Source organism: Streptomyces sp. SID3343 (genome assembly GCF_009865215.1).
Taxonomy (GTDB): domain Bacteria; phylum Actinomycetota; class Actinomycetes; order Streptomycetales; family Streptomycetaceae; genus Embleya.
Genome location: NZ_WWJX01000472.1, coordinates 1 through 9,198, shown reverse-complemented (window position 1 = coordinate 9,198; position 9,198 = coordinate 1). Strand labels below are relative to the sequence as shown.

The window sequence follows — 9,198 nt, the reverse complement described above, 5'->3', positions numbered from 1 at the left end:
CGGCTTCCTTGCAGCAACCGACCTGACGTGGTGAAACCAATATCAACCCGATCCGCAAAGCTCGGTAACGGAGCTTCTGACACCGGTTCAGTTCCCTTATGCCTTCCCGTCCTCGCCGGCGGGCACGAATCGTCTGGTGGTGCCGACCCGCCCCGGCGGGCCCGGGTCCAAGAGCCGGGTGTCGTCCTCGTGGAGCGGGGTCAGAGGCTGAGGTCCAGGACACGGACTGCTTGTCCGGCCCATCGGTCGGGGCGATCGTGGCCACGAACGCGCCGTCCGGGCGTTCGGGGGTGACTTGGGCGGCGTGTCGGGCGTGTGCCGCGCTCCCGAGTCGAGTGGGTGGGTCTGTAGGGGTGTGTGCGGACCGCGTGCATGCGGACCGGGTCGGTCACGATCGTGTTCGGGTCGTGGCCGTTTGGGCCCACCCGCGATGGCGGTGCCCGCGCCGTGGGCGACGCCCGGACACGACGTCGCGTACGGTCGCGATGTCCTGTACGTCACGGGTGCCACCGGGGACGAGGGCGGACGGTCAGCAGGACCAGCACACCCGCAACGACCCCGACCGCGCCGCACAGCGCGAAGACACGGTCCATACCGGCCACGAACGCCCGCTCGATCGCTTCGCGCAGCGCTTCGCCTGTGCCGGGCGGGGCAGCCGCCACCACGGCCGATGCGCCTCCCGAGCCGACTGCTTCCGCTGCGCTCTTCGGGTCGGAGATGCCCGTCGCACCGTCGAGTCGTCCTTCGAGCGTCGCTCGAAAGACGACCCCGACGACGGCGATACCGAGGGCGAAGCCGAGTTGGCGGAAGGTGTTCAGCGCGCCACCCGCCATGCCCGCCCGATGCGGCGGGACCGCCCCGAGCGCCGCTCCGGCTATCTGGGGAACGGCCAATCCGACTCCGATGCCGATGGTCACCAGGCCCGGGGCGAGCATCCAGCGTCCGGAGTCCACGTCGATCGCCGTCAGCAGGAACGAGCCCGTGCCGATGAGGAGAATGCCGCCCCCCACGGGTACGCGCGGGTGTGTGCCGTGCAGCAGGCGACCGGCCACGCCGGCGACGACGAACGCGGTGGCGGCCATCGGCACGAGGGTGAGGCCCGCGGCAACGGGGCTCGATCCGATCAACGACTGGAGCCACACCGAGACTTGGGGGAAGCACGCGAACGCGGCGAACTGCGACAGCGCGCCGGCGACCATCACGGCCGTGAACGCGGGGCTGCGGAACAGTCCGAGGTCGAGCATCGGATGCACGCTCCGGCGCTCGGCCGCGACGAACGCGATCAGCGCGAGCCCCCCGCCGCCGAGAACGGCCAGGACCGTGGCGTCACCCCAACCGTGGCCGCCGGCACGGATCAGGCCGAACGTGCCCAGGCCCACCGCTGCGGTGAACGTCAACAGACCCGGCACGTCCGGCCGCGCCGCGCGATCTCCCTGCGACTCGGTCAGCACCGACAACGACAGTCCTGCGGTCAGCAGACCGATCGGCAGGTTGACGAGGAAGATCCATTCCCATCCCAGGTGCTCGGTCAGCAGGCCGCCCGCGAGTGGTCCGACGGCGGCGGCCGCGGCGGAGACCGCGCCCCATACACCGATCGCGGTGCTGCGGTCGCGTCCCTGGTAGGCGTGTCCGAGCAGCGCCAGGGTCGTGGCGAACATCGCGGAGGCGCCGAGCCCCTGGAGTACCCGCGCGGCGATCAGCAGGTTCGCGTCGGGCGCGAGGGCGCACAGTCCCGACGAGGCAGTGAACAACACGGTGCCGGCGACGAACATGCGGCGGCGCCCGAAGCGGTCGGCGAGGCTGCCTGCGGCCAGGAGTACCGCTGCCAGCGCCAGCGAGTACCCGTCGAGCACCCACTGCAGGTCGGTGAACGACGCATCGAGGTCATCGGCCATGTCGGGCATGGCGACGATGACGATGGTCACGTCCACGAGCAGCATGAACGACCCGAGACTGACTGCGCACAGCGGCGCCCATTTGCGCATGGTGGTGCTCCTGAAGGGATCGGCGACGAGCGGAGCGTCGGCGAATGTCCCGACGGCCCGGAGGTGTCGGTGGCACGAAAGTCGCGGGATGCGGGACGGCCGACACGCCACCCTGTCTCGGCACCGGGACGCGTGGCGAGTGACGGCGGCCGTCTGTGCGGATACCGCCGTCACGTAGGCTCGGCCCGGTGGAATCCGTCATGCTCGATGCCGTCGACCGAACGCTGATTCATGCGCTGGAACTGGACGGCAGGGCACCGTTCTCCCGCATCGCCGAGGTTCTGGGGACGTCGGAGTCCACGGTGGCCCGCCGATACCGCCGACTGCGGCTGAAGGGGCAGTGCCGGATCGTGGGCGTCCCCGACGTACGTCGAACCGGACAACCGACGTGGCTGATACGCGTTCGCTGCTCACCGGGCGCAGCCGACAGGATCGGCCGTGCGCTGGCCGACGCTCCGGGGGCGGCGTGGGTCCAGGCCGTGTCGGCGACGACGGAGGTCTGGTGCTCGATCCGTTCGAGCCCGGGCGACCGGCACAATCTCGCGCTCATGCGCCGACTCGGCCACGCGCCGGGGGTCGCGGCGGTCGACGCGGCACAGATACTGCGGGTGGTCGTCGGTGGACCGACGAGCTTCTCCATCGCATCGTTGCCGTCGGGCGCGGCCCCGCTGACCGCAGCGCAGCAGGACAGGCTGGTGGACAGGACCTACGGGCCTCCGTGGACGAGCCCGCCGCCGCCCGCAGCGATCGACGAACCGCTGCTGGCGGCTCTGGCGATCGACGGCCGCACGTCGTACGCCGACCTGGCACGAACGTGCTCGGTGTCGGAGACGGCGGTCCGCCGTCGGCTCGAGGCCCTGCGGCGTGCCGGTGTCGTGTTCTTCGAGCAGGAGACGGATTTCACCGCGCTGGGCCTGGAGACGACGGCGATGCTGTGGATCACGGCCCGGCCCTCACGAGTCCGGGCCATCGCCGATGCCCTCGCGGCACACCCGGCGGTGGGTTTCGCGGCGGTGACGACGGGGCGAACGAACCTCGCCGCCCACGTGCTCTGCTCCGACGTCGACGCCCTCCATACCTTCGTGGTGGACGATCTCGGGCAACTGGACGGCGTCGAGCGCGTCGACGCCGTCCCGGTGGCCGCGACCTTCAAGCGGGAAGGCACCGTGGCCCGCGGACACCGCGGCGCTTGACACGGGCGTCGGGGCGACCGGCCCGACGTGGCGGATTTCGCCGACGCCGTGTTGCCCGCGAAGGCGCAGTCGGTAGTCGCGGCGGAGCCGGCGGTGAGGCTGCCGGCCTTGTCGTAGCAGTAGAGCCATGCGGCGAGTTGCGTGTTGGGGCAGTCGACCTCGCGGGCGTTTGGTTTCCGTCCTTGACGACACCCCGCTCGAGACCATCTGATCCTCGTCGGCCACAGCTACGCCGGCCTGGTCGTGCGTCAGGCGGCCGATCTGCGTCCCGAGCGGGTCGGCCGGATCGTGCGGGTGGACGGCTGGGCAGGCCCGGACGGCACCGGCATGTCCACCCCGGCACCCGCGCCGTTCACGCAGGCCGTCCAAGCGGCTGCCGCGACGAACGGCGACCGCCGACAACACGTCCCGGCACCCGCCCCGGCGGCCTTCGGTGTCACCGACCCCGACGACGCCCGATGGCTCACCGACCGGCTGCGGCTCCAACCCCTGCGCAGCTTCGCCGAGACGACCCACGACGACATCCGGTACCGGTCGATGATCCACAGCGCCCGGTCCAACGCTCGACTCGCCGAGATCACACGGCAGGGCGTCAACGTCCTCGGCCGCGACTCCGCAGCCGCCGCCCGGCTCGAAAACGTCGCCCGCTTCCTCGACTTCGTCGGCGAGAGCATGATCCGGGCCACGGAGGCGGCCCGCGAGATCTTCTACGGAAGAACGAAGCAGCTCGGACGGCTGAACGCACGGGCGGCGACGGCGAACAGGCGCCCGTTCATTCCTGATGTGGAACACCAATTCCAAATCAAGCACCCTGCTGGCCTGGTTTTCTTGTTCTCGGCGCGCATGATGGCCTGCAACAGGCATCGGGTACCACCACGCCGAACAGGGAGCCATCCATGGTCTTGCGCCCCGCCCTCAGCAGACGTCCCGCCGGTTCCGGGCGCCGCCGTCGGCGCCGGGGCCTGCCTGCCGTCGCGGCGGCGGTCGTACTCGCCCTGACCGCGGTCGGGTGCGGCGGCGGCTCCGGGGACTCGGGGAAGGATTCGTCCGCCGCCCCGATACGGGAGGGCGGAAAGATCAGCATCCCGCTGCCGGTCGAATCCCGAGGGTTGGACCCGTTCGTCGCGTCGTACACCGCGACGGCGGACGGCAGCCGCATGTCGGCGCTCTACGACTTCCTGGTGACCCTCGACCCGAACACCGGCGAGGTCCGGCCGCGCATTGCCGAGAGCCTGAAACCGGACGCGGGCGGGAAGCTCTGGACGCTGAAGGTGCGGCCCGGAGTGGCGTTCACCGACGGCACGCCGTACGACGCGGCGGCGGTCAAGGCGAACTGGGAGGCGCACGCCGACCCGGCGATGAAGTCGCTGCGGCGCGGCCTCGTCGCGGGCGTCACCACCGAGGTCGCGGGCCCGCTCGAACTGCGGATCACGCTGGCGACGCCGAACCTGAGCTTCGACCGCACCGTGGCGTACGGCCTGTCCTTCATCGCCTCGCCGACCGCCTTCCGCGCCGACCCGGCGGGTTTCGGCGCGAAGCCGGTGGGGGCCGGTCCCTTCAAGCTCAAGGAGTGGGTGCGCGGCGACCACCAGACGATGGTGCGCAATCCCACGTATTGGCAGCAGGGGCTCCCCCACCTCGACCAGGTGACGTTCAAGACGATCGCCGACAACCAGCAGATCCTCAACACCATCGCCACCGGCCAGGCCGACTTGACCGTGACCTCGGACGGACAGGTCCAAGCACAGGCCGAGAACAAGAATCTCAAGGCCGACACCGCCCAGGTCGACGGCGGGCAGTTCCTCCTGTTCAACCTGAAGCGGGCACCGTTCGACGATCCGCGCGCCCGCCGGGCAGTCGCCCTGGCGATGGACGCCGGGGCGATGACCAAGATGCTGTTCAACGGGGAGATCAAACCCGCTCACGGGTTGTTCCGCGAGAACTCGGCGCTGATCGATCCGTCGGTGCCGCAGCAGCCGGCGCCCGACCAGGCCGAGGCACAGCGGTTGTTCGACGAACTCGCGGCCGAGGGCAAGCCGGTGAACTTCGGCTTCCTGACGCAACAGCACCCGACCGCGCGCAAGGCGGCCGAGTACGTGCAGGGCCGCATCAACCAGTACCGCAATGCGCATATGGAGATCGAGGCGGTCGAGATCGGCGCCTACATCACGAAGGGCCTCGTCAACCGGGACTTCCAGGTGCAGGGCTACGGGATGTGGCAGGCCGATCCGGACCCGGCGTTCGACACGTTGCTCCGTTCGACCAGTTCGTCGAACTACGGCGGGTATGCCAGTCCGGCCGCCGACCGCGCCCTCGACGCGGCCCGGGCGGCCGGCACGCCGGAGGCCCGTAGGCAGGCGTACACGGACCTGGTGCGGGAGATCGGCAAGGACCTGCCCGTGTGGGTGTGGCAGGAGGCGACGACGACGACGGTGTACCGGCCCCAGGTCACGGCGGTGAAGCTGGCCAACGAGGGCCAGCTCGAGATGGACCAAATCGGCCTCACCGGCTGAGGAACCGATCGATGGCACCGTGCCGCCCGTGGTCTCCGGCGGGTTCCCCGGGGACGACGGGACGACGGGCGGCACGGCGCGACCACACAGAGGAGAGGGATTCTCTTGGAGCGAGTAAGCGGTCGGATGGCCGGCAAGGTCGCCCTGATCACCGGTGCGGCCAAGGGCCAAGGAGCCGCGCACGCGCGTCGGTTCGCCGCCGAAGGGGCGAAGGTCGTCCTCGCCGATGTGCTGGACGAGGACGGCGGGCGCGTCGCGGGGCTCATCGGCGCCGACGCCGTCTACACCCGCCTGGACGTGCGCAGCGACGCCGACTGGACGGCGGCCGTGCGTCTTGCGACGGACCGATTCGGGCGGCTCGACGTGCTCGTCAACAACGCGGGCGTCAACCATTTCGCTTCGATCGCCGACACCACCACCACCGATTTCATGCGTGTGGTGGAGATCAACCTGCTCGGTTGCTTCCTCGGCATCCGGACCGCCGCGCCGGCCATCGCGGCCGCCGGCGGCGGGTCCATCGTCAACGTGTCGTCCATGAACGGACTGGTCGGCGCCGCGTACACCAGCGCGTACGTCGCGACCAAGTTCGCGATCCGCGGCCTGACCAAGGCAGCCGCCATCGAACTGGGCCCGCAGGGCATCAGGGTCAACTCGATGCACCCCGGAGCCATCGACACCGACATGGCGCGGGCCGGGCTCGACATGGCCCGGCAGGCCGGCTCAGACCCCATGGCCACACTTCCGCTGGGCCGCGTCGGGACCGTCGAAGAGGCCGCCGCCCTCGCGCTGTTCCTCGCGTCGGACGAGTCGTCGTACTCCACCGGCTCGGAATTCGTCTTCGACGGCGGGTGGACGGCCGGACCCGGCAGGTGACCGAGCCCGCCGCTCGACGGCCCCGTTTCGCCTCCCGCCTCCGCCGGGACCGGGCGCCGGACGCGGGCACCCCCGTGGACCCATGCGCACGCGCGCACAACCGCAGTGAAGGACGGAACTCATGAACAAGCCGGAACGCTGGGACCGCGTGGTCGACGTCGTCGTGGTCGGCTCGGGCGGTGCCGCCCTGACCGCCGCGACGCTCGCTCACGACGGTGGCGCGGAAGTCCTCGTCCTGGAGAAGGCCGACCTGCTCGGCGGGACGACCGCCGTCTCGGGCGGCGTCATGTGGTTGCCCGGCAACCACCACATGGGCGAGGGCGCCGACAACCGCGAGGACGCCCTGGCCTACATCCGCAAGACCACCGACGGTCGTGAACTCGACCCGGAACTGCTCGAAGTCTTCGTCGACACCGCGCCGCAGATGCTGCGCTATCTGGTGGACCACACCCCGCTGCGCACGCATGTGGCCCCGCTCGTCGACTACTACCGGGCCTGGGAGTTCCCCGGCGCCCGTTCGGTGCCGGGCCGCGCGGTGGAGGCCGATCCGTATCCGGTGGGCACCGAACTGCCCGAGTGGGCGGACAAGCTGGTCAGCCGCGGCACGCTCATGTCGCTGGGCGCCGCCACCACGCTGTCCGAGGACCTGGCGCCCCAGACCCCCGAACTGCTCGCCGAACTGGCGCGCCGCGAGGCCGAGGACATCCGCCCCAAGGGCGCCGCACTGATCGCCCGCCTCTTCAAGGGCCTGCTGGAGCGCGGCGTGGAGACCCTGCTCGGGACGCCGACGTCGGGCCTGGTCATCGCCGACGGCCAGGTCGTGGGCGTGCGCGCGGAGCACGAGGGCCGGACGCTGGCCATCGGCGCGCGCAAGGGCGTCGTCCTCGCGTGCGGCGGATTCGAGTGGAACCCCGACCTGGTGCGCGCCCACATAGGCTACGAGGTCCAGCCGCTGTCACCGTGGAAGAACAACACCGGCGACGGCCTGACGATGGCGCTCGCTGCCGATGCCGAACTGGGCAACATGACGTCGTACTGGGGAACTCCGGCCATGTTCGACCCGGAGATCACCCGGGACGGCGAGCAGGTCCCGCAGTTCGAATGGGGCCGGGGCGAGCCCGCGTCGATCATCGTCAACCGCGCCGGCCGCCGCTTCGGCAACGAGGCCCTGCCCTACAACGACTTCCCCAAGCTGTTCGGCGCCTTCGACGGCGTGGGCTTCCCGAACTCCGGGCCCGCGTACCTGGTCTTCGACCGCACGGTGCGCGACGGCCGGCGCATCTTGTCGATGCTGCCCGGCGGGCCCGATCCCCAGTGGGTGCACAGCGCCGCGACCGTCGGGGAGCTCGCACGGCGCATCGGAGTCGATCCGGCCGCTCTCGAAGCCACCGTCACTCGCTTCAACGAGCATGCCGAGAAGGGTGAGGACCCGGACTTCGACCGCACCTCACGCGGCCTGATGACACCGGGACGGGTCGCGCCCATCGTCACGGCGCCGTTCTACGCGGTGCGGATCCACGCCGGTGCGCTCGGCACCAACGGCGGCCCCCGGATCGACCGCGACGGCCGGGTCCGCAGGCGCGGCGGCGGCGTGGTCCCGGGCTTGTACGCGGCGGGGAACACCGCGGCCAACGTGTTCGGTTGGGCGTACCCCAGCGGCGGGGCCACGATCGCGGGCGGCGTGGTGTTCGGATACCTCGCGGGTCGGCACGCCGCCCGGCAGCCGACCCGCGACATCCGACCGCACGACGACGCCACCGCGTAAGCCGCTCCCGCCCCTGTGTGGGATCCTTCCGACGCGCCGTCCGTCACCGCCTCGCCGCGGGACGGACGGCGCGGCACCATCCGATCCCGGCCGGCAGAAGAGGCGCACGATGCCCGAGCGGCGCTCCCCACCGACCCAGCGGGTCACCCAGGTGCTCAACCTCCTCGCGGAGCACCCGCGCGTCCCGCTGTCGCTGGCCGCCATCGCGGAGCGCCTCGACCTGAGCAAACCGACCTGCCTGGGCATTCTCACGACGCTCACCGAAACCGGGTTCGCCCACCGCACCGAGGACAAGACCTACCGCCTCGGCCCGGCCCTCACCAGGATCGGCCGGGCGGCGGAGGGCGGCGTCGCGCCGCTCGACGTGCTGCTCCCGCACGTGCAGGCCCTGCACCGAGACCTTGGCCTGAGCTGTCTGCTGACCGCGCTGCGGGACGGCGACATCGTCGTGGTCGGGCGCGCGGGTTCGATCGCCGCCGGTCGGCGGGACCTGCTCGGAGAGCGCTTCCCCGCCGTCCCGCCCCTCGGCCTGCCCGAACTGCTGTGGAGCGGCGACCAGGTGTTGGACACCTGGCTGGAGCAGCCACCGCTCCTGCCCGTCGTCGCGCGGCGCAGCGCCCTGCGCCGTCTCGTACGGGAAGCCCGCGGCTCCGGATTCCTCATCGAACGCCTCGTCGACGCGCCCGCCGCCCGCAACGACGTCCTGGCCGGCCTCGTCACCTCCGGCATGTCGGACTCCATCATCGCGACGCTGCGCGGCTATCTGCCCGATGCCGATTGGGAGGAGTACACCGCGGCGGTTCCCGACGGAACCGTCGACGTGGCCACCATCCACGCCCCTGTCCACGACCACCGGGGCAACCAGCGCT

At 71.2% G+C, this 9,198-nt stretch carries 7 protein-coding genes; 6 read left to right on the top strand and 1 reads right to left on the bottom strand.

The annotated features are described in order from the left end of the window. Positions 1–497: 497 nt before the first annotated feature. Complete coding sequence (locus tag GT354_RS15285) at positions 498–1,985, bottom strand: MFS transporter (protein WP_161356861.1); 1,488 nt, start codon at positions 1,983–1,985, stop codon at positions 498–500. 188 nt (positions 1,986–2,173) lie between these two features. On the opposite strand from GT354_RS15285, the gene GT354_RS15280 reads away from it, so the two are divergent. The 6 genes from GT354_RS15280 to GT354_RS15255 form a co-directional block, all read left to right on the top strand. After that, positions 2,174–3,178, top strand: a complete 1,005-nt coding sequence (locus tag GT354_RS15280) for an AsnC family transcriptional regulator (RefSeq protein WP_161356860.1) — start codon at positions 2,174–2,176, stop codon at positions 3,176–3,178. Positions 3,179–3,385: 207 nt separating this feature from the next. Then, the gene (locus GT354_RS15275) at positions 3,386–4,177 is read left to right on the top strand and encodes an alpha/beta fold hydrolase (protein ID WP_161356863.1); all 792 of its coding nucleotides are present in this window, start codon (positions 3,386–3,388) and stop codon (positions 4,175–4,177) included. Beyond that, positions 4,075–5,691, top strand: coding sequence for an ABC transporter substrate-binding protein (locus GT354_RS15270; protein ID WP_161356859.1), 1,617 nt, complete (start codon positions 4,075–4,077; stop codon positions 5,689–5,691). Before GT354_RS15275 ends, GT354_RS15270 begins: the two co-directional genes overlap by 103 nt. Positions 5,692–5,796: 105 nt before the next feature. After that, positions 5,797–6,564 carry a glucose 1-dehydrogenase gene (locus GT354_RS15265; RefSeq protein WP_346012040.1) on the top strand — a complete coding sequence of 256 codons (768 nt, stop codon included), beginning with the start codon at positions 5,797–5,799 and terminating at the stop codon, positions 6,562–6,564. Positions 6,565–6,685: 121 nt separating this feature from the next. After that, the gene (locus GT354_RS15260; protein ID WP_161356858.1) at positions 6,686–8,329 is read left to right on the top strand and encodes an FAD-dependent oxidoreductase; all 1,644 of its coding nucleotides are present in this window, start codon (positions 6,686–6,688) and stop codon (positions 8,327–8,329) included. 109 nt (positions 8,330–8,438) lie between these two features. Continuing rightward, positions 8,439–9,198: helix-turn-helix domain-containing protein (locus GT354_RS15255; protein ID WP_161356857.1), on the top strand; the 760-nt coding region annotated here is incomplete at its 3' end.